This is a genomic window from Sporosarcina sp. Marseille-Q4943 (genome assembly GCF_943736995.1).
GTDB lineage: Bacteria > Bacillota > Bacilli > Bacillales_A > Planococcaceae > Sporosarcina.
Genome location: NZ_OX031157.1, coordinates 430,099 through 450,854, shown reverse-complemented (window position 1 = coordinate 450,854; position 20,756 = coordinate 430,099). Strand labels below are relative to the sequence as shown.

Here is a 20,756-nt window from a genome sequence, read left to right as displayed (position 1 = left end):
CAGTCATGCCCAACTGGCCTTTCCACATAGTGGAAAGGCCATTTTTATATCCAATCGGAAGGGGATTTTCCAAATGAAAAACCTGTTGTCAATGAAGGATTTATCAATCGATGAAATTACGACCATTTTGGATCGAGCAGAAATTCTCAAGCAGTATGGCATCCGCGAATTACCCGAAAAATATATGGTTAGCAATCTATTCTTTGAACCGAGCACAAGAACAAAAATGAGCTTTGAAGTGGCGGAGCGGAAATTAGGTCTTGAAACAATCCCTTTTGAAGCAGGTTCTTCGAGTGCCCTTAAAGGTGAAAGCTTATATGACACGCTTCGGACACTAGAAGAAATCGGTATGGATGTAGTCGTTATTAGACATCCGGAAGAACGCTATTACGAAGATCTGGTTGGAAAAGTGAATTTGGCAATTATTAACGGCGGAGACGGATCGGGGCAACATCCAACTCAATCTCTACTGGATCTGTTCACGATAAAAGAAGCGTTTGGCGGTTTCAAAGGACTCAATGTGCTTATTGTGGGCGACATCGCCCATAGCAGGGTCGCAAAATCGAATGCGGATGCTCTTACAATGCTCGGTGCAAATGTAACATTCCTATGTCCTTCCGAGTGGGCAGGCGATTTTCCTTCTGTATGTGAGTGGGATGGAGTAATCGAAGAGAGTGATGTTGTCATGCTGCTGAGGGTCCAGCATGAGAGACATGATGGTGAATCTAGATTTACGAAAGAGGAATATCATCAAAGATTTGGGCTGACAGTGGAAAGGGAAAAAATGATGAAGCCTGGATCAATTATCATGCATCCTGCGCCAGTGAATCGGGATGTAGAAATAGCCGGAAGTCTAGTTGAGGGCAGACGTTCTAGAATTTACAAACAAGTTGAAAACGGCGTATACATACGCGCTGCAATTTTAGAAGTACTATTGAAAGGAAGGGAATTGACATGGAGAAAATCATTAAGAGTGCCTATGTATTGAATGACGAAGGTGAAATGGTTCTGACGGATGTCCGTATCGAGGGAGAGAGGATAACTGAAATCGGCGCTGATTTAAATATTGAAAATTCTGAAGTCATTGATGGAGAAGGCCTTTTGTTGGCACCTGGATTCATCGATGTACACGTCCATTTGCGCGAACCTGGCGGTGAGCATAAAGAGACGATTGAAACGGGGACTCTCGCGGCAGCTAAAGGCGGTTATACGACAATTTGCGCCATGCCGAATACAAGACCTGTCCCCGACACGAAGGAGAATTTATCGCTTGTCAATAACTTGATTGCTGAGAACGCACATATACGCGTTCTTCCATACGCCTCCATTACAATAAGGGAAGCCGGAAAAGAACGGACGAACTTGAAAGAGCTGAAGGAGAACGGCGCTTTCGCGTTCACAGATGACGGTGTAGGCATCCAGCAGGCGGGAATGATGTATGAGGCAATGCAGGATGCAGCCAAGATCGGCATGCCGATTGTAGCTCATTGTGAAGATAATACGTTGATATACGGCGGAGCGATGCACGAAGGGAAGCGCAACAAGGAACTCGGACTTCCAGGCATCCCATCCATCGCTGAATCGGTCCATATCGCAAGAGATATTCTTCTCGCCGAAGCAGCTGGCGCTCATTATCATGTGTGTCATGTCAGCACAAAAGAATCGGTGAGGGTCATCCGTGATGCGAAGAAGGCGGGGGTTCATGTGACGGCTGAAGTGAGTCCGCATCATCTTATTCTCTTGGAAGATGATATCCCTGGTGATGACGCGGATTGGAAGATGAATCCACCTTTACGCGGGCTAGAGGATTTGCATGCACTGCGGGAAGGGCTGATGGATGGAACATTGGATTTCATTGCGACAGATCATGCTCCTCACACGGCGGAAGAGAAAAATGCAGGGTTTGAAAAGGCGCCTTTTGGCATAACAGGGTTGGAAACGGCATTCCCTCTTCTTTACACACATTTTGTGAAAAAGGGCGAATGGACGTTGAAGCAATTGATTGATTGGATGACAGAAAAACCTGCCGACGTATTCGGGTTGCCTTACGGAAAGATTAAAGTTGGAGCGCAAGCCGACCTCGTCCTGCTTGACTTAAATAAAGAACAGACAATCGACCGGAAAACGTTTTTGTCGAAAGGGAAAAATACACCGTTCGATGGCTGGACTTGCGCGGGTTGGCCTGTAACGACAATCTACGGAGGAAACATCGTTTGGCAGGATCAACCGGATAATATGCCAAAACAGCAGGTGATCTTATGATAATCCAAGATCGGATGCGAGTGAACGGTCAACAGAAAATCGCAGAGAACATCTTTGAAATGAAACTCACCGGCAAGCTGGTAAGGGAAATCAATTCCCCTGGCCAGTTTGTCCATATCCGTGTATCGGATTCATTCGAACCTTTGTTGAGAAGACCGATTTCCATCGCTTCCATTGATGCGGAAAAGAACGAAATGACAATTATCTATCGTGCTGAGGGACGAGGCACTACGCTACTATCCATGAAAAATGCCGGTGACGAAATCGATGTCCTCGGTCCTTTAGGAAATGGTTTCCCTGTAAAAGAAACGTCTCCCGGTGAAACCGCGATACTCATTGGTGGAGGGATCGGGGTGCCGCCTTTGTACGAATTATCGAAGCAGCTGACTGCGAAGGGAGTTACATGCATCCATGTGCTAGGCTTCCAGACAGCGGATGTGTCGTTTTATGAAGAGGAATTCACACGGTTGGGCGAGACATATATTGCAACTGTCGATGGTACAAAAGGGACCCTGGGTTTTGTGACGAATGTGATGGAAGCGATCGGAGCCGACTTTGCAACATACTATAGCTGCGGTCCGATGCCGATGCTGAATGCTGTGCAAACAGCATACACCGGCAAAAAAGGATTCCTCTCTTTCGAACAGCGGATGGGGTGCGGAATTGGGGCTTGCTTTGCATGCGTTTGTGAAACGACTGACAATACGGATAAAGAGTACGTTAAAGTTTGTTCGGATGGTCCAGTATTTCCAGCAGGGGTGGTATCGATATGAATAGATTGGCAGTGGAATTGCCTGGGTTGCAATTGAAAAATCCGATCATGCCAGCATCCGGTTGTTTTGGATTTGGCAAGGAATACGGGAATTTATATGATCTGTCGCTTCTAGGCGCCATTATGATCAAGGCGACGACACTTGAAACGCGTTTCGGCAATCCGACTCCTCGTGTTGCAGAAACGGCGTCAGGCATGTTGAACGCTATCGGCTTACAAAATCCCGGCTTGCAAGGCGTCATGGACAATGAACTTCCTTGGCTGGAACAGTACGATGTGCCAATCATTGCGAATGTTGCAGGGACAGAAACAGCGGATTATGTTGAGGTGGCAAAAACAATTTCGACTGCTCCGAATGTGAAAGCACTGGAATTGAATATTTCTTGCCCGAATGTGAAGTGTGGCGGCATCACGTTCGGAACAGATCCGCAGCAAGCACATGATTTAACGGCAGCAGTAAAAGAAGTGTCCGAAGTGCCTGTATATGTGAAGCTCTCCCCGAACGTCACAGATATAAAAGAGATTGCAAAAGCGGTGGAAGCTGGCGGAGCAGATGGCATTACGATGATCAATACACTTGTCGGCATGCGACTTGATCAAAAAACAGGACGTCCAATCATTGCAAATATAACAGGCGGTTTGTCAGGCCCCGCCGTCAAGCCGGTCGCCATCAAAATGGTGTATGAAGTGAGCCAAGTCGTACAAATTCCGATCATCGGCATGGGCGGAGTCGCCGAAACAGCAGATGTCATCGATTTCCTATCGGCAGGTGCGAGTGCGGTAGCTGTCGGGACGGCCAATTTCGTGGACCCGTTCATCTGCCCGAAAATCATTGAGGAGCTCCCGGCAAAATTGGATGAGCTTGGAGTTAATCATATAGCAGAGCTTGTAGGAAGGAGCCACCGATTATGAAAACATCCCCGATCATTGCGTTAGATTTTGATTCATCACAACAGGTTTTTGACTTTCTACAACCATTCGAAAGCGACATCAATGTGAAAGTCGGCATGCAGCTTTATTACAAGGAAGGTCCCGCCATCATTTCTGAATTGAAAGAGCGTGGTTTCGATATATTCCTGGATTTGAAGCTCCATGACATTCCGAATACAGTGAAGTCAGCAATGGAAGTGCTGGCTAGTTTAGGAGTGGACTTGGTTAACGTTCATGCAGCCGGCGGAAAGACGATGATGGAAGCTGCACTGGAAGGGCTTGATAAAGGGACGCCAGCCGGAATGAAGCGTCCTGCGATCATAGGCGTCACTCAATTGACGTCTACAGATGAGCGGCAAGTGAGGGAAGAACAGCTTATAGAAAGTTCTCTTCAAGAATCCGTCCTTCATTACGCAAAGATCACGAAAGATGCTGGGTTGGATGGAGTCGTTTGTTCAGTACAAGAGGCGGCAATCATTTCTGAAGTTTGCGGACGGGATTTCCTGAAAGTCACCCCTGGTATCCGACTTCCGGAAAGTGGAGCGCATGACCAGAAAAGGATTGCGACACCTGAGGAAGCAAGGCGAGAAGGATCAACTCATATCGTAGTCGGCAGGGCGATTACAGGTGCAACGGATCCCCGTTCGGCTTACCAACAAATTAACGCAAGATGGAGAGGGGTAATCTAATTGGATAAAAAGGAAATCGCAGAAATTTTATTGAATGTCGGGGCGGTGGAACTAAGTCCTGAGGCTCCTTTCACATGGGCTTCGGGCATAAAGTCGCCAATCTATTGTGATAACCGATTGACGATGTCTGATCCAGTCGGCCGCAAACAAATTGCAGAAGGACTCGCCGAGTTAATTAAAACATATTATCCTGAAACGACGCTTATTGCGGGAACGGCAACAGCCGGCATTCCTCATGCTGCATGGGTGGCAGACATTCTTGGTCTTCCTATGGTGTATATCCGTTCAAAAGCGAAGGGGCATGGCAGAAGCCGTCAAATTGAGGGTAAAGTGAAGCCTGAGGATAAAGCGGTTATCATTGAAGATTTGATTTCTACAGGGGGCAGCAGTCTAAATGCCGTTGAAGCATTGCAATCTGAAAGAATTGAAGTGTCCGGCGTTGTCTCCATTTTTACATATGAGCTCGAAAGTGCGGATAAAGCATTTAAGGATGCGGGATTGCCGTATAAGAGTTTGACGGATTTCGGTGCTCTTGCTGAGGCGGCGATTGAAAGCGGAGCAATTACAGCAGAGTCAATGGCTGGTTTACTGGAATGGCACACGAAATTGAAAGCCGGATTATTGTAATATCGTATAACCAAATTAATCATTAAAAAAAGATTGCCATCTTGGCTTGTGATGGCAATCCTTTTATTACTTCCTCAACTTCCTGACAACATCCTCATCAGGCGTGACAAACAATGTCTTCTGCTCAAAATAAATGACGAAGCCGGGTTTTGCACCGTTCGGTTTCTTCACATGGCGGATCTCCGTAAAGTCGACCGGAACGGATGACGAACCTCTCGCTTTGCTGAAATAAGCCGAAAGAATCGCTGCTTCTTGAATCGTCTGCTCATCGGGATCATTGGAGTGAATGACGACATGCGATCCTGGGATATCCTTTGTATGGAGCCACACATGATCCCTTGCCGCAATCTTGAACGTCAAATAATCATTTTGCTTATTATTTTTCCCGACCGAAATCGGAATGCCTGACGAGGAAATATATGACTCGGGCGAAGGCTTTTTCGGCTTCTGTTTTTTCATGCCTCTTCTTGCCCGCATCAGTCCAGACTCCGCCAATTCCTCACGAATTTCATCGATATCTTCCGGAGATGCTTGCATGACCTGCTGTTTGATCATCTCGAAATAGTCGATGTCTTCTTTCGCTTTCTCCAATTGTTCCGCAATCATGATCAATGCATTTTTCGCCTTCGTATAGCGGGAATAATAACGCTGCGCATTTTCAATCGGCGTCTTTCTAGGATCGAGTGGGATCGTTACCGTAGTGCCTTCCTCATAATAGTTGTCGACGACGGCTTCCTGATCCCCTTTATTGATTGCATAAATATTTGCCGTCAGCAGTTCACCATACAACTGGAACGTATCCAACTTACCTGCCGCTTTCTGCTCTTTGTCCAGCTTCTCCATCTTCAATTTCAATTTTGCAATCTCGTTATCAAGCCAGCGCTCCAAGTCGGCCGCCTGAGATTTCACCCGCTCCCGTTCGGCTCGGGCGAAATAGACCTTGTCAAGCAGCTCTCCGAGTGTCTCGAACGTCGCGACCGTTTTATCGGCATATGTTAACGTCGTCGCTGAAAATATCGTTTTATTCCCGACCTCTGCAATCGTCGGTGTTTGCGTTCCACCTTTGAATGAAGACAGGAAATCCTTGAATACCCGATAGGCATCTCCTTCTGTTTCATGCAACCGGTGTAAAAGCTCTTCTCCATGGATTGGCGAGAAGCCAGAAAGTTTGCCGACGACTTGTTTGGCATTCTCCCATTCTGGCAATAATGCTAGGAACTCCTTTTCATCCAACTCAAAAGGATCCATTTTGTCTTGCGGGGGAGCAGGGACATATGGTTGTCCAGGCAAAACAGTCCGATAACTGTTTACGGATGGCGGCAAATGTTTCATACTATCGATGATCATATTGCGTTCCGGATCAATCAAAAGTAAATTACTATGTCTTCCCATAACTTCTACGATCAACCGGCGGTGGATATCGTCACCGATTTCGTTTTTTGCGCGGATATCGAAGGAAATGATCCGGTCATTTCCAGATTGAGCAACAGATTGGATCATTCCGCCTTCGAGATGTTTCCTCAACACCATACAAAACATTGGTGGTTCCGAAGGATTTACAATCGTTTCATCAGTCAACTGGACACGGGAGTACGATGGATGGGCGGAAATGAGAAGTTTGTAATTGCTTCTGCCTGCCCGTACTAATAGAACGACTTCCTGTGCATTCGGCTGATGAATTTTTGAAATTCGGCCGTCTTTAATTTGTTGCAGCTCTTCGACCATCGCTGCGGTGAATAAACCGTCAAATGCCATGATAATTCCTCTTTCAAACGTTTTGTACCATTTTAGCACTCTCTGGGTGTGATATGTTATAATATGAGAAGATTGTTTGCTATGATGAATGGAACAATAGAAGCTTGAGAATACATAAGAAGAGGGATTGCATGTACAAACAACGTGGATTGCTGATTGTCCTGTCCGGGCCATCCGGTGTAGGAAAAGGGACGGTCAGAAAAGAGCTATTTCAACAACCTGACACGAACTATGAGTATTCGATATCGATGACGACGAGAAGCCCTCGTGAAGGCGAGCAGGACGGTGTCGACTATTTCTTTAAAACGCGTAATGAGTTTGAGCAATTGATAAAAGAAGGAAAATTATTGGAGTATGCTGAGTATGTAGGCAATTATTATGGTACTCCTCTCGACTACGTGAACGAGACGCTGGATGCTGGAAGGGACGTCTTCCTTGAAATTGAAGTTGTCGGGGCGGCCCAAGTCCGTAAACTAGTTCCCGATGGGTTATTCATCTTCCTTGCCCCTCCGAGCCTGTCCGAGCTGGAAGATCGTTTGGTAGGCAGAGGAACGGAGAAGGCGGATGTCATTGCAAGCAGAGTTTTGAAAGCGCGTGAAGAGCTGGAAATGATGAACTTGTATGACTACGTTGTAGAAAATGATGAAGTATCGAAGGCATGCGATCGCATCAATGCCATCGTGACGGCTGAACATTGTCGCCGGGAACGTGTGGAAAAAAGATATTTACTTATGTTGGAAGGGGAATAAATCATGTTATATCCATCTGTTGACTCTTTAAAGGGAAAAATTGATTCGAAATACACACTTGTGACACTTGCCGCAATGCGCGCCCGTGAGATGCAGGAGAGCAAGAATATGTTGCTTCATTCCTATAAGTCGTATAAGAACGTAGGAAAAGCTTTGGAGGAAGTTGCTGCTGGCGCTTTGTCAAAACAAGTGCAGGACGCCTCGATTGTGTACGAAGACGAAGTATGATGAACATTCATTAAATTAAAGCATTTGAATAGGATTGCATACTCCCTTAGAAACAGATTTTCTTTGGGAGTTTGTCATTTTTAATAGCTTTTTTCAATAGTCGAACGACCGGTCTATGGACAAACATTACATAAGTCGTTTTAGTAGAGAAAGGGTGGGACTGTTGTTGAATAAAAAAATACTCCTCTGTGTAACCGGCGGAATCGCCGTTTATAAGGCTGTTGCACTTGTTAGCAAACTAACGCAAGCAGGGGCGGAAGTGAAAGTGATGATGACGGCTTCAGCGATGGAGTTCGTTACTCCGTTATCTTTTCAAGTGATGTCACGGAACGATGTCTATTTCGATACATTCGACGAAAAAGATTCGCGAGTCATTGCCCATATCGATCTAGCTGATTGGGCTGACCTTGTCATCGTCGCGCCTGCATCTGCAAATGTCATCGGCAAGCTTGCGAACGGCATTGCGGATAATATGGTCACGACAACCCTTCTCGCTACGACAGCGGAAGTTTGGATTGCACCGGCAATGAATGTACATATGTATGAGAATAAGTCGGTCATCCGTAACATTGAACAGCTTCATGCGGACGGTTACCGATTCATTGAACCTGGAGAAGGCTTTTTGGCATGCGGCTATGTCGGTAAAGGCAGGCTCGAGGAACCTGAGAAAATTGTCCAGCTTATTAAGGAGAGGTTCTCACAAGCCGAAGATCGGCCCTTGTCAGGCAAAAAGGTCGTAGTGACAGCGGGACCGACCCGGGAAAGAATCGATCCCGTTCGTTATATTTCCAATTTCTCGAGCGGGAAGATGGGATATGCAATCGCGGAAGCTGCCGCAGCGTTAGGCGCAGATACAATATTGGTGTCGGGTCCCGTGGAGTTGCCGATGCCGAATGGCGTACAACTCATCTCGGTGGAGAGCGCAGCAGACATGCTTGATGCTGTGCTAAGCCATTTCGACGACGCCGATGCAGTCATCAAATCGGCAGCTGTAGCGGATTACAGACCGAAAGAGCAACATTCGCAAAAGATGAAGAAACAAGATGGGGATTCATCCATTGCGCTTGAACGCACAACCGATATTCTCAAAACGCTTGGCGAGAGGAAAAAGGGACAAATCCTCGTCGGGTTTGCAGCGGAGACGAATGACGCAATCGAGTATGGGAGGAAAAAGCTTTCCGATAAAAACTTGGACTATATTATCGTCAACGATGTGACCGATCCCGATGGCGGCTTCGGCAATGATACGAATGTCGTCACTTTATTAACAAGAAAGGGGTCGCGGGCATATCCTTTCGAAGCGATGCAAAAAAAGGAATTGGCCACAGTGCTATTAAGGACGATTTTGAAATTGGAGAGTGACGTTGCAAATGATAGCTGAAGTCATTGTCGATGTATCAGCATATCCAATTGATCGTCCCTTTGATTACGCTGTGCCGGGACATATGGAAATGGTTATCGAATGCGGATCCCGCGTAAAAGTCCCTTTCGGACCGAGAAAAGTGATCGGCTATGTCACCGGGCTAAAACAGGAAAGTGATATCGAAGAGCATAAGTTGAAGAAGATTGACGAACTGATCGACTTGGAGCCTGTTCTTTCAACAGAGCTGTTGGGCTTAGCTAAACAAATGGCGAGAGAAACGCTATCGTATGAGATCGATGCATTGCAAGTGATGCTTCCGGCAGCGATGAGGGCAAAATATGAGAAATTCATCAGTATAGAAAAGCCGGATGAAATTGACGATGCCCGATTTTTACAATTATTGAATGGACGTACCCGTATCCCGCTGAAACAGGTCACTGATTCGGTCATCTTGAGATTGGTCAAAGATTATGCGGAAAAAGGTGTTGTTTCCGTAGATACGGCAATTACCCAGCAGACGAAAGTGAAAAAAGTCCGAGCGATCCATATAGGTGATGCCCAAACGTTATCCGATATGCTGCTCACTATCCACCCGAATGCGAAGAAGCAAGCGGAATTAATCAAATGGATGCTGGAACACGCAGGGGAGACGATGGAGGCCGCAAGATTGCTCAATGAATCGGGCATTCAAAATCCGGTTCTTAAAGCTATCATTGAAAAGGGCGGTGCGACGGAATCATACGTCGAAACGTATCGTGAGCCGGATGCTCCGAAGCTCCTTGATACACCGGTACCACTCCGGCTGACCGAGGAACAGCAAGCAGCACTTGATAAAGTAAACGCGGCTGCGGATTCTAATAAGGCCGAAACATTCCTGTTGCACGGCATCACAGGAAGCGGGAAAACGGAAGTCTATCTGCAAGCAATCAAACATGTACTGGATAAGGGGAAAGAAGCGATCGTCCTCGTTCCTGAAATTTCCTTGACCCCGCAAATGACTGCCCGATTTCAAGAGCGATTCGGTGAATTAGTTGCTGTCATGCATAGCGGGTTGTCGGCAGGTGAAAAGTATGACGAATGGCGAAAAATTCACCGTCGGGAAGTGAAAGTTGTCGTCGGAGCAAGATCAGCCATTTTCGCCCCGTTTGAAAATGTAGGAATCATCATCCTCGATGAAGAGCATGAATCGACATACAAACAGGAGGATACACCGCGGTACCATGCTAGGGATGTTGCGATCTGGCGTTCGGAACATTACGGCTGCCCGGTCATTCTCGGCAGTGCCACTCCTTCCCTCGAGTCCTACGCCAGGGCTTCAAAAGGCGTTTATACATTATTGGAGCTATCCAAGAGAGCGAAGAACCAACCTTTGCCTGCTGTCACGGTCGTTGATATGAGGGATGAATTAAAGGAAGGAAACCGTTCAATGTTTTCCGTGGAATTGGCGGATGCAATCCGTCTTCGCTTGGAAAGGAAAGAGCAGACAGTCCTGTTTTTGAATAAAAGAGGATTCTCCTCATTCGTATTGTGCAGGGATTGCGGAACGGTCGTCCAATGCCCGAACTGTGATATTTCATTGACCTATCACCGTGCGAATGAAAGCTTGAAATGTCATTATTGCGGTCACGAGGAGCCGGTGCCGCTCGTTTGTCCGGAATGTGAAAGTGAGCATATCCGGTTTTTCGGGACAGGCACGCAAAAGGCGGAAGAAGAAATTTCGAAGATATTCCCGGAAGCGCGAGTGTTGCGGATGGATGTGGATACGACGCGGCAAAAAGGAGCACACGAACGCATTCTTCGCCAGTTCAGCGAAGGGAAGGCGGATATCCTGCTTGGCACCCAGATGATAGCAAAAGGGCTGGACTTCCCGAATATTACATTGGTCGGGGTGTTGGCTGCGGATACGACTTTGCATTTGGCGGATTTCCGGGCTGCGGAGAAGACATTCCAATTGATGACGCAAGTAAGCGGAAGGGCAGGCAGGCACGATTTGGCGGGGGAAGTATTCATCCAGACGTACTCACCTGAACATTATGCTATCGAACTCGCGAAGACCCAGCATTACGAGACGTTTTATCATTTGGAAATGTCAGCACGCAAACAATACGGTTATCCACCTTTCTTCTATATAACACTCGTACAGTTTTCACATGAGGATTTATTGAAAGTCGCCGATTTTGCGGAAAAGGGGACTCGCTATTTGAAAAGTTCGCTATCACCCGGCACCGTCATCATCGGTCCGGCAGCGGCTGCGATAAGTCGTGTGAACAATAGATATCGCTACCAATGTTTGATAAAATACAAAAAAGAGCCGAAGCTTATTGAAACGCTTCAGCAATTGATCAGAATGTATCGGACAAACTGGATGAAGGAAGGTCTGCTCATGACAGTGGATGTAGAACCGACTTCCATTTTTTAACCGATGCGGACTAGTTGGAAATGAGGAATTGAATTGGCAATACTTGAAATTGTAAAAAGCCCTTCAACACTATTGACACAGCGTTGCAAGGAAGTAGAAAAGTTTGATGAGAAATTGGCTAAGCTGCTGGATGACATGTACGACACAATGATTGACGCGGATGGTGTAGGGCTTGCGGCTCCTCAAGTGGGGGAGCTCGTCCGAGTCGCCATCGTCGACATGGGTGAAGGAAATGACGTTATTGAAATGGTTAACCCCGTCGTCACAGCAATTGGAGGTTCAGTCGTGGAAGTGGAAGGATGCTTGAGCTTCCCGGGCCTCTACGGTGAAGTGGAACGACCGTTTTTCGTCCGCGTCGAAGCTCAGGAACGTGATGGTTCTTTGTACGAGCTGGAAGCGGAAGATTATGAGGCACGGGCGATTCTGCATGAAATCGATCATTTAGATGGAATTTTATTCGATTCGAAAATAACACGGATTGTAGATCCAGAGGAATTTGAAGAGGTTGACGGGGAGGATGAAGAGCAATGACAAAAATCGTATTCATGGGGACTCCGGACTTTTCAGTTCCTGTCTTGACAATGTTACACGAAGAAGGATTCGACATCATTGCAGTTGTTACCCAGCCTGATCGGCCTGTCGGAAGGAAGCGGGTACTGACACCTCCTCCTGTAAAAGAAGAGGCGATTCGACTCGGTTTGCCAGTATTGCAGCCTGAAAAGCTAAGGACGTCAGAGGAGCTTGTTGAACTCATTCAGATGAAGCCTGATTTGATTGTCACCGCTGCATATGGGCAGATCTTGCCGAAAGACTTGCTTGAAGCCCCTCGACTCGGTTGCATCAACGTCCATGCGTCGTTGTTGCCGAAATACCGGGGAGGCGCTCCAATCCATCAAGCGGTCATCGACGGAGAAACGGAAACCGGAGTCACGATCATGTATATGATGGAAAAGCTCGATGCGGGCGATATCATTTCGCAGACAAAGGTGCCTATTACTGAAGACGATAATACAGGCATTCTCTTCGAAAAGTTATCCGTGGCCGGCACAGAACTATTGAAAGAGACGTTGCCTTCCATCATTGATGGTACAAATGAGCGTATTCCACAAGATGAAAGCCTCGTTTCATTTGCAGGCAATATAACCCGTGAACAGGAAAGAATCGACTGGTCGCGCAGCGGTACAGATATCTTCAATCAAGTTCGTGGACTGTATCCTTGGCCGGGAGCCTATTCTGTTTTCCAAGGGGAGAACGTGAAAATTTGGAAAGCGGAAAAATCAGAGGAAACATCTGAAGCTTCACCGGGCACAATTATTAAACTATTGAAGGACAAGCTGATCATTAAATCAGGCGATGAAACTTCCATTGCCATCACTGAGTTGCAGCCTGCCGGGAAAAAACGGCTGTCAGCAGAAGAATTCCTGAATGGCGTAGGAGCCAAATGGAGTGAAGGGGACCAATTCGAATGACAAACGCCAAAAAGAGGATTTGGAACGGCAATGTCCGCGATGCGGCATTGTCGATCTTGATGGAGATCAACCAAAACCAGGCTTACAGCAATCTCCTGCTTAACAGGACAATCAAAAAATACGACATCGATCCGAAGGACAGAGGGTTATTGACCGAATTGACGTATGGCACGTTGCAGCACCGTTTGACATTGGATTATTATTTGGAGCCTTTTGTGAAAGGGAAATTGGACGCTTGGGTTAGAGAATTACTGCGTTTGTCCATTTACCAAATTGTCTATTTGACGAAGATTCCTCCGCATGCAGTCGTCCACGAAGCTGTGGAGATTGCAAAAAGAAGAGGCCATAAAGGGATCGCTTCAACCGTAAACGGCATTTTACGTTCCGTATTGCGAAAAGGGGTCCGTCCGATCGAGGACATCGAGGACGATATCGAAAGAATGTCTGTAGAAACAAGCCATCCAACATGGCTCATTGAACGTTGGGTGAAGCAATTCGGCAAGGAAGAAGCTTTGGCGATGGCGCATGAAAACAATCATCCCGCCCGCATGACGGCAAGGGTCAATTCATTGAAAGCGACAGTCGAAGAAGCTATGACGGCGCTTGCAAAGGAAGGAATTGAAGCTACAAAGGGAGAGATCATTCCCGGAAGCATCCAAGCATCAAGCGGGAGTTTGGCAAATACAGAAGCTTTCACCAACGGTTTAATGACGATCCAGGATGAAAGCTCGATGTTGCCTGTTCTTGCCCTTGATGTAAAGCCGAATATGAAAGTGTTGGACATGTGTGCCGCTCCGGGCGGTAAAACGACATTCATTGCCGAGAAGATGGACGATAAAGGCGAAGTGTATGCACATGATTTACACGAACATAAATTAAAGTTGATTGAATCGAATGCAAACCGTCTCGGCATCCAATCAATCACGACGAAAAGCGGTGACAGCCGAGAGTTGGAATCCGTATACGGACCTAAATACTTTGATCGTATCCTTGTCGATGCGCCTTGCAGTGGACTCGGAGTCATTCGTCGCAAGCCTGAAATTAAATACAATAAGACGGAACGGGACTTGATAAGTTTAACGGAAATACAGGAGCAATTGCTCCATACGGCGTATCGATTACTAAAAGATGACGGAGTTATCGTTTATAGCACATGTACGATCGAGTACGATGAAAACGAAGGAATGGTCCGCAGATTCCTGGAAAAACACCCCGATATGGAGATGGCTTCGCTCGATGGACTTGCCGACAATGATTCTTTGGCAATCAAAGACAATATGCTGCAAGTGTTGCCGCAGCATTTTGGAAGCGATGGATTTTTCGTAGCGGCATTCCGCAAAAGGAAGGACTAATCTTCGGCTGTTGGCATAGAGAATAGATAAGGGGAAATTGAAAATCGTTTGTAAAAAAGGGGGGACGAGTGTTGCGATTCGAAGTAGTGACGGACATCGGTCAGAAACGGACAGTGAATGAAGATAGCGCAGCAGTATTTGAAATTCAAGACGGACCGACGCTCGCAGTTGTCGCGGATGGCATGGGAGGCCATCGAGGCGGGGACTTTGCAAGCTCGACAGCAGTCAGGATACTTGGCGAACAGTTCATGAAAGTTGATAACTTAGCTAATATGGAGGAAGAAGACTGGAAAGACTGGCTACAGGAGACGGTATTGGAAGTAAACCGCACAATATTTGAAATTGCCGAAAATGATGTGGAGTACAAAGGGATGGGAACTACATTGGATGCAGTGCTCATCTACGAAAATAAAGCTCTCGTCACACATATCGGGGATAGCCGTGTGTACACAATCAACAAGAATGAAATCCTGCAAATTACGAAGGATCATTCTTTCGTAAATATATTGCTTGATTCCGGAGAAATTACGGAAGAGGAAGCTGCAAGACATCCTCAGAGAAATTGGATCATGAGGGCAGTTGGATCTGAAAAGTCAATCAGTCCGGACTTCTACCAAATCCAACTGGACGAGCAAACATATTTACTCATATGTACGGATGGCTTGAGTAATAAAGTCAACAATGAACGGATCCGGACAATCGTTACATCGGATGGGGACTTGCATGAAAAGGCGGTTAAATTAGTCGAGTTAGCCAATGAAATGGGCGGAGAAGATAATATTTCCGTCATTTTGGCGAGTCCTCACGGTTCGGAGGTGAGCCAATGATGATCGGCAAACGAATCGGCGGCCGTTACGAGGTGCTTAGAGGAATCGGTGAGGGTGGCATGTCAAAGGTCTATTTGGCACATGACATCATCTTGGACCGGGATGTAGCCATTAAAGTCCTGAACTATGATTTCGCAAATGAGCAGGATTTGAAAAAAAGATTCCAAAGGGAAGCGCTCTCTGCCACCAGTTTGACACATCCACATATCGTCAATATTTTTGACGTCGGCGAGGATGAAGAGCTTCATTATTTGGTCATGGAATATATCGAGGGGCAGACACTTAAGAAATATATCCAAACGAATGGCCCGATAGAAATCCATCAAGCTGTCAAAATCATGAGGCAACTTATCTCCGCGATAGCCAATGCTCATCATAACGGAATAGTCCATCGCGATATTAAACCGCAAAATATTTTAATGGACGCGGAAGGCAACGTAAAAATAACCGATTTCGGAATCGCGATGGCATTAAGCGCCACCGCCCATACGAAAACGAATTCAGTAATCGGCACCGTCCATTATTTGTCCCCCGAACAGGCAAGGGGCGGAATGGCGACTAAGAAATCTGATATTTATTCGCTAGGTATTGTTTTCTACGAATTATTGACCGGAGAATTGCCGTTCTCCGCTGAGACTGCCGTAGCTATCGCATTGAAGCATTTGCAGGAGGAGACTCCTTCTGTGCGGCTGGCGTATCCCGATATTCCGCAAAGTGTCGAAAATGTCATTTTGAAAGCGACAGCGAAGGATGCTACATATAGATATCAATCGGCGGATGAAATGTATGAGGATTTGCTCACAGTTCTGTCTCCCGAAAGACAGCATGAAGAAAAATTCACGATCCCGTTCGACGATGACCGCACTCGTGTTATTCCGGCGATTAAAGATACGTCGAATTTTGACCATGCGGAAGAGACGAAAATCATTGAGCCGGTCGTTCCCGATCCGATTCCGAAACAAAAGAAGAAGAAGCGGAAGAAATGGCCGCTTGTCGTTGGTTTATCAGCACTGCTGGTAGCCATCGCGGTACTTCTATTCATATTTTGGCCCTCCTTATTCGGACCTAAAAACGCCTTGATCCCAGAAGTGGTCGGATTGGAAGAAGCGGAAGCGGTTTCCTTGATGGAGGAAAGTGGATTTGTCGTTGAAGAAGTCGTGGAAGATTACTCGGACGAGTATCCAGCCGGGCAAGTTTTTAAAACAAATCCAGAAGCAAATAAAAAACGTGAAATCGGGTCGGCAGTCATCCTTTACGTAAGTATAGGCAAGGAAACGACCGAACTTACCGATTACATCGGTAAGGATTATGAAACGATAGCGGATTTCCTGAATGGATTCGGATTTAGGGACGTCCGCCCGGAATGGGTTCACAATGATGCACCGAAAGGACAAATCCTTGAGCAGACTCCTAAAGCCGGGGAAAAGGTCGTTCCGGAAGAAACCGATATCGTATTTACAGTCAGTTTGGGGAAAGAGATGAAAAAACTTGCTGACCTATCCAATTATACGAAGCAAGAATTGGACGATTACGCGTATAAGTCCGGCTTCAACATCGATATCGTAGGAAGAGAAGAATCTGATAGTGTGAAGGAAGGTCATGTCATTTCACAAAAACCTTCTGCGAACTCCGAACTTGAAAAAGGTTCGAAAGTTGAAGTCATCATGTCGAAAGGTAAGGAGAAGAAACCGGTAAAAGTTGTTGTGGAGACGGTTGACATTTTATATGAACCATCAACTACCGATGACGATGATGAAAATTCGGAACCAGAACCGCAAACAATCAAGATTTATATCCAAGACAGCAAACATTCGATGACGGATCCGGTTGCCGAATTTACAATAACGGAAGACGTGAAAAGAAAGATTACAGTCGTATTGGAAGAAGGGCAGCGCGGCGGATACAGAGTCGAAAGAGATTCAGAAGTCATTGTAAATAAAACATTCAACTATGAGGATATTGAACAGTAAGGAGGGATTTAATGCCAGAAGGACAAATTAGAAAAGCGATAAGCGGTTTTTATTACGTGAAAAGTGAGAACGGGAATCTTGTCCAATGTAAAGGCAGGGGAGTTTTCAGAAACAGAGGAATAACGCCCCTTGTCGGCGATTTTGTCACAATCGTCCAAGAAGGCGATAATGATGCGACAATTACAGAAGTCCATAAAAGGAAAAGTGAATTGGTTAGACCGCCTATCGCGAATATTGACCAGGCGTTGCTTGTGTTTTCAATCGTGGAACCTGACTTCAGCCTTCATCTGCTGGATCGTTTCCTAGCCGTCATCGAATCGGCCGGCATTCAGCCGGTCATCTGCCTGACAAAGAAAGATGTCGCAAAGGAAAAGGATCTTCGGCAAGCCGAATCCGCAACTGCTTACTACCGTAGTATCGGTTATGATGTGATCGCTACTTTTATAGGAGATCCGGATCTTTACCCGTTGATTCAACCTTATTTGGCAGGGAAGACGACAGTTCTTGCCGGTCAGTCCGGCGTCGGTAAATCGACATTGCTCAATACGTTGATACCAGAGCTTTCATTGAAGACCGGCGAGATTTCGGAAGCGCTTGGAAGGGGAAGGCATACGACCCGTCATGTGGAGCTTTTGGAAGTGGCAGGCGGACTCGTAGCAGATACACCAGGGTTCAGCTCTCTTGATTTCGATCATATCGAGAAAGAGGAACTACGGGATTATTTTGTTGAAATGGAAAATGTGGCACATGAATGCAAATTTAGAGGATGTTTGCATTTGAAAGAGCCAGCATGTGCAGTGAAAGAGAAAGTGGAGACAGGGGAAATATTGCAGTCCCGCTATACTCACTATTTACAATTTTTGCAAGAGATTACTGACCGAAAGCCGAGGTATTGACAATGATTAAAATAGCACCGTCCATTTTAGCGGCGGACTTTTCAAAGTTGGCAGATGAAGTGAAAGAAGTGGAGAAAGCGGGAGCGGAACTGATTCATATAGATGTGATGGATGGGCATTTCGTTCCGAATATTACAATGGGACCGATTGTTGTGGAGGCGCTGCGTCCGGTGACGGAACTTCCACTTGATGTTCATCTCATGATTGAGAATCCCGATGCATATATTGAACAGTTCGCGAAAGCTGGGGCTGATTATATAACAGTTCATGTGGAGGCATGCAGGCATTTGCATCGCACTATTCAACTGATTCGCTCTTACGGAGTGAAGCCGGGTGTCGTGCTGAATCCACATACGCCTGTCGAGCACATCTTACACATTTTGGAGGATGTTGATCTAGTGTTATTCATGACGGTCAATCCAGGATTCGGTGGACAGAAATTCATTCATTCCGTACTTCCGAAAGTGAAACAGTTGTCAAATCTGATTAAGGAAAAAGGTTTATCCATCGACATTGAAATTGATGGAGGCATCAACGAGGAAACAATCATCCCTTGTGTAGAGGCAGGCGCAACGATTTTAGTCGCAGGATCAGCCATATACAATGCGGAAAATCGCTCGGAAGCATTGCAACGGATTAAAGCTGCTGGGGAAAGCGTGCTCAATTGATGAAAAGGGTAATAATCTGTTCGGGCGGACCATCCGAAGAATTGCCCGATCTGTCGGTTTATGAGACGGAAGGGACGATATTCATCGGTGTCGATCGTGGTGCGATTCATCTATTGGATAAAGGCATTGTTCCCGCTGAAGCAATTGGAGATTTCGATTCGGTAAGTGAAGAAGAGTTTAGCAGAATTAAAGAAACTGTGGACCGGGTTGATTCCTTCCAGTCTGAAAAGGATGAGACCGATACGGAACTCGCTCTGAATCGTGCAATTGCCTATCATCCGAAGGAAGTTATTTTGACCGGAGTCACGGGCGGTAGATTGGATCATTACGAATCGGCATTGCACTTATTATACCGCATGCAGAATGAACATAAGGATGTTTCATTACTCATTCGCAATGCCCATAATGAACTTTCACTGTTGCATCCAGGCGTCCATCGGGTGAAAAGAATTGAACAGCTGCCTTATATATCATTTTTCCCTTTCGGCAGTACAGTAGAGGGCTTGACGTTGACCGGATTCAAATATGAGACGGTCAACGCTAGGATGGATATGGGCATGACAAGATTTACAAGCAACGAACCAATTTCAGAAGTTTGTACTATCTCATTCCGGCAAGGCATATGCTTAATGGTAAGAAGTTCAGATTCCTGAAAGGAGAAGGGAATTGCGAGTTTATACATTTACGATGCCGAAGTTTCTAAGTAGCTTTGTTCGAAAATGCATGGTAGTCTTCCAAAAAGAAGAGAAGGCGAAAAGTCAAGCTACTGCGAGCCAACGAAACAGAAAACGGAAAAAAGAAAAAACGTCAGGCTGAACTTCTTCGGCCTGGCGTTTTATTTCTTTTTGTCGTATTGTCGGAACGCGATAAAATTAATTGTCCAGCTCCAACGACCAGTCCCTCGGGTCATAAGTCATATTGGCTGTGTGGCAAAAAGCGCCACTTCGCCAATCCGTCTTATGCCTGTCGGGCCTAAACGGTCGTTTCCGCATTTCTATTAAACGCGTTGCACTTTACCCGATTTGAGTGCTCTCGCAGATACCCAAACACGTTTCGGTTTACCGTTTACAAGAATACGGACTTTTTGAAGGTTAGCTCCCCAAGTACGTCTGTTAGCATTCATTGCGTGTGAACGAGCATTCCCCGTACGTGCTTTGCGGCCAGTAATTACACATTCTTTAGCCATTTTTTATGACCTCCTCGCTAATAATGATTAAGCGATTCACTATCTAATTCGCATACCATAATACTTTATCACAGGAAATAACGGCATGCAACCTTTTTTACTGATGCTTTCAAGTGAAAATCCTTTACAAGTAATTCGTGTTTATTTGTCAACGCTTTTCTATTGCTTTAGTGTATAGTACAATGGGGTTAGTTAATAAGGATGCAGGAGGGGAAGCTTTCATGTCAATCGAGCTGAAAAACGATTACGGTACGATAGATATTACGAACGACGTCATTGCCCAAGTGGTGGGAGAGGCGGCAATCGAATGCTATGGAATTGTCGGCATGGCTTCGCGTCACCAGATCCGGGATGGTCTTACGGACATCCTTGGGAAAGAGAACTATGCTAGAGGGGTCATAGTAAGGAATATCGGAGATGAGACGCATATTGATATGTATGTCATCATCGGCTATGGCACGAAAATCTCTGAAGTCGCATACCAAGTGCAATCCAAAGTGATGTATACATTGAAAAAGACATTATCGTTAACAGTGGATTCAGTGAATATATTTGTTCAAGGGGTTCGGGTGACGAACTGATAGAAGGAGGAAA

Annotated in this window: 22 protein-coding genes; 20 read left to right on the top strand and 2 right to left on the bottom strand. The window is 46.0% G+C overall.

Annotated features, from left to right (window positions below):
* Positions 1-73: 73 nt before the first annotated feature.
* Genes NIT04_RS11060 through pyrE form a run of 6 tightly spaced genes read left to right on the top strand, consistent with a single transcriptional unit; the run spans position 74 to position 5,280 of the window.
* A complete protein-coding gene (locus tag NIT04_RS11060; protein ID WP_252503663.1) occupies positions 74-988 on the top strand; it encodes an aspartate carbamoyltransferase catalytic subunit in 915 nt (304 codons plus the stop codon).
* Positions 955-2,262 carry a dihydroorotase gene (locus tag NIT04_RS11055; RefSeq protein ID WP_252503662.1) on the top strand — a complete coding sequence of 436 codons (1,308 nt, stop codon included), beginning with the start codon at positions 955-957 and terminating at the stop codon, positions 2,260-2,262. Before NIT04_RS11060 ends, NIT04_RS11055 begins: the two co-directional genes overlap by 34 nt.
* Positions 2,259-3,035 carry a dihydroorotate dehydrogenase electron transfer subunit gene (locus NIT04_RS11050; RefSeq protein WP_252503661.1) on the top strand — a complete coding sequence of 259 codons (777 nt, stop codon included), beginning with the start codon at positions 2,259-2,261 and terminating at the stop codon, positions 3,033-3,035. Before NIT04_RS11055 ends, NIT04_RS11050 begins: the two co-directional genes overlap by 4 nt.
* Positions 3,032-3,946 carry a dihydroorotate dehydrogenase gene (locus tag NIT04_RS11045; RefSeq protein WP_252503660.1) on the top strand — a complete coding sequence of 305 codons (915 nt, stop codon included), beginning with the start codon at positions 3,032-3,034 and terminating at the stop codon, positions 3,944-3,946. Before NIT04_RS11050 ends, NIT04_RS11045 begins: the two co-directional genes overlap by 4 nt.
* A complete protein-coding gene (pyrF, locus tag NIT04_RS11040; protein WP_252503659.1) occupies positions 3,943-4,653 on the top strand; it encodes an orotidine-5'-phosphate decarboxylase in 711 nt (236 codons plus the stop codon). The genes NIT04_RS11045 and pyrF overlap by 4 nt, the downstream gene beginning before the upstream one ends.
* Positions 4,654-5,280, top strand: coding sequence for an orotate phosphoribosyltransferase (gene pyrE, locus NIT04_RS11035; RefSeq protein ID WP_252503658.1), 627 nt, complete (start codon positions 4,654-4,656; stop codon positions 5,278-5,280).
* A gap of 66 nt (positions 5,281-5,346) precedes the next feature.
* On the opposite strand, the gene NIT04_RS11030 is transcribed toward pyrE, so the two are convergent.
* Complete coding sequence (locus tag NIT04_RS11030) at positions 5,347-7,035, bottom strand: NFACT RNA binding domain-containing protein (protein ID WP_252503657.1); 1,689 nt, start codon at positions 7,033-7,035, stop codon at positions 5,347-5,349.
* A 131-nt stretch (positions 7,036-7,166) separates the two neighbouring features.
* Here NIT04_RS11030 and gmk point away from each other — a divergent pair, with 131 nt between their 5' ends.
* From gmk to NIT04_RS19145, 13 genes are all read left to right on the top strand, one after another.
* On the top strand, positions 7,167-7,784 hold the full coding sequence (gene gmk / locus NIT04_RS11025; RefSeq protein WP_252503656.1) for a guanylate kinase: 618 nt from the start codon (positions 7,167-7,169) through the stop codon (positions 7,782-7,784).
* A gap of 3 nt (positions 7,785-7,787) precedes the next feature.
* Positions 7,788-8,012, top strand: coding sequence for a DNA-directed RNA polymerase subunit omega (gene rpoZ / locus NIT04_RS11020; protein ID WP_252503655.1), 225 nt, complete (start codon positions 7,788-7,790; stop codon positions 8,010-8,012).
* A gap of 160 nt (positions 8,013-8,172) precedes the next feature.
* Positions 8,173-9,393 carry a bifunctional phosphopantothenoylcysteine decarboxylase/phosphopantothenate--cysteine ligase CoaBC gene (gene coaBC, locus NIT04_RS11015; protein WP_252505082.1) on the top strand — a complete coding sequence of 407 codons (1,221 nt, stop codon included), beginning with the start codon at positions 8,173-8,175 and terminating at the stop codon, positions 9,391-9,393.
* Complete coding sequence (priA, locus tag NIT04_RS11010; protein WP_252505081.1) at positions 9,383-11,794, top strand: primosomal protein N'; 2,412 nt, start codon at positions 9,383-9,385, stop codon at positions 11,792-11,794. Before coaBC ends, priA begins: the two co-directional genes overlap by 11 nt.
* Before the next feature lie 33 nt (positions 11,795-11,827).
* On the top strand, positions 11,828-12,325 hold the full coding sequence (def, locus tag NIT04_RS11005) for a peptide deformylase (RefSeq protein ID WP_252503654.1): 498 nt from the start codon (positions 11,828-11,830) through the stop codon (positions 12,323-12,325).
* Complete coding sequence (gene fmt, locus NIT04_RS11000; protein WP_252503653.1) at positions 12,322-13,263, top strand: methionyl-tRNA formyltransferase; 942 nt, start codon at positions 12,322-12,324, stop codon at positions 13,261-13,263. Before def ends, fmt begins: the two co-directional genes overlap by 4 nt.
* A complete protein-coding gene (rsmB, locus tag NIT04_RS10995; RefSeq protein ID WP_252503652.1) occupies positions 13,260-14,615 on the top strand; it encodes a 16S rRNA (cytosine(967)-C(5))-methyltransferase RsmB in 1,356 nt (451 codons plus the stop codon). The genes fmt and rsmB overlap by 4 nt, the downstream gene beginning before the upstream one ends.
* A gap of 71 nt (positions 14,616-14,686) precedes the next feature.
* A complete protein-coding gene (locus tag NIT04_RS10990) occupies positions 14,687-15,442 on the top strand; it encodes a Stp1/IreP family PP2C-type Ser/Thr phosphatase (RefSeq protein WP_252503651.1) in 756 nt (251 codons plus the stop codon).
* Positions 15,439-17,412, top strand: a complete 1,974-nt coding sequence (gene pknB / locus NIT04_RS10985; RefSeq protein WP_252503650.1) for a Stk1 family PASTA domain-containing Ser/Thr kinase — start codon at positions 15,439-15,441, stop codon at positions 17,410-17,412. The genes NIT04_RS10990 and pknB overlap by 4 nt, the downstream gene beginning before the upstream one ends.
* 11 nt (positions 17,413-17,423) lie before the next feature.
* Positions 17,424-18,308, top strand: coding sequence for a ribosome small subunit-dependent GTPase A (gene rsgA, locus NIT04_RS10980; RefSeq protein WP_252503649.1), 885 nt, complete (start codon positions 17,424-17,426; stop codon positions 18,306-18,308).
* Positions 18,309-18,310: 2 nt separating this feature from the next.
* Positions 18,311-18,976, top strand: coding sequence for a ribulose-phosphate 3-epimerase (gene rpe, locus NIT04_RS10975; protein WP_252503648.1), 666 nt, complete (start codon positions 18,311-18,313; stop codon positions 18,974-18,976).
* Positions 18,976-19,629, top strand: coding sequence for a thiamine diphosphokinase (locus NIT04_RS10970; protein WP_252503647.1), 654 nt, complete (start codon positions 18,976-18,978; stop codon positions 19,627-19,629). Before rpe ends, NIT04_RS10970 begins: the two co-directional genes overlap by 1 nt.
* A gap of 34 nt (positions 19,630-19,663) precedes the next feature.
* Positions 19,664-19,792, top strand: a complete 129-nt coding sequence (locus NIT04_RS19145; RefSeq protein WP_371922579.1) for a stage V sporulation protein SpoVM — start codon at positions 19,664-19,666, stop codon at positions 19,790-19,792.
* 181 nt (positions 19,793-19,973) lie between these two features.
* Here the strand turns inward: NIT04_RS19145 and rpmB are convergent, their stop codons facing one another.
* A complete protein-coding gene (gene rpmB / locus NIT04_RS10965; RefSeq protein ID WP_060209036.1) occupies positions 19,974-20,162 on the bottom strand; it encodes a 50S ribosomal protein L28 in 189 nt (62 codons plus the stop codon).
* Positions 20,163-20,383: 221 nt separating this feature from the next.
* Between rpmB and NIT04_RS10960 the strand changes: the two genes are divergently transcribed.
* Positions 20,384-20,743, top strand: a complete 360-nt coding sequence (locus NIT04_RS10960; protein ID WP_252503646.1) for an Asp23/Gls24 family envelope stress response protein — start codon at positions 20,384-20,386, stop codon at positions 20,741-20,743.
* Positions 20,744-20,756 lie beyond the last annotated feature (13 nt).